This is a genomic window from uncultured Psychrobacter sp. (genome assembly GCF_947488565.1).
Taxonomy (GTDB): Bacteria; Pseudomonadota; Gammaproteobacteria; order Pseudomonadales; family Moraxellaceae; genus Psychrobacter; species Psychrobacter saeujeotis.
Window position 1 is genome coordinate 1 of record NZ_CANKZC010000018.1, and the last position, 461, is coordinate 461.

Sequence of the window (461 nt, forward strand, 5' to 3'; positions counted from 1 at the left end):
TCTAGTAGCTCTTCGTCGTCGACTAAGTCGCATTTGTTCATGAAGACGATGATGTACGGAACGCCTACCTGACGTGATAGCAAGATGTGCTCACGAGTCTGTGGCATTGGGCCGTCAGTGGCTGATACGACTAGGATTGCGCCGTCCATTTGAGCGGCACCAGTGATCATGTTTTTAACATAGTCAGCGTGACCTGGGCAATCAACGTGTGCGTAGTGACGAGTGTCGGTGTCATATTCTACGTGTGAGGTGTTGATGGTGATGCCACGTGCTTTTTCTTCTGGTGCGCTATCGATAGACGCGTAGTCTTTGGCTTCGCCGCCAGAGGTGATTGCTGCTACGGTTGCGATTGCGGCAGTCAATGTGGTTTTGCCATGGTCAACGTGTCCGATGGTGCCGACGTTGACGTGGGGCTTGTTGCGTTCAAACTTGGCCTTTGCCATGGGTAGTTCCTCTTTATT

General features: G+C 51.6%; 1 protein-coding gene. It reads right to left on the minus strand.

Going from position 1 to position 461, the window contains the following annotated elements; all coding sequences use genetic code 11:
* Nucleotides 1-443 (minus strand): GTP-binding protein (locus Q0890_RS13635; protein ID WP_299222066.1); only part of this gene is annotated, 443 nt, incomplete at its 3' end.
* Between the last annotated feature and the right edge of the window lie 18 nt (nt 444-461).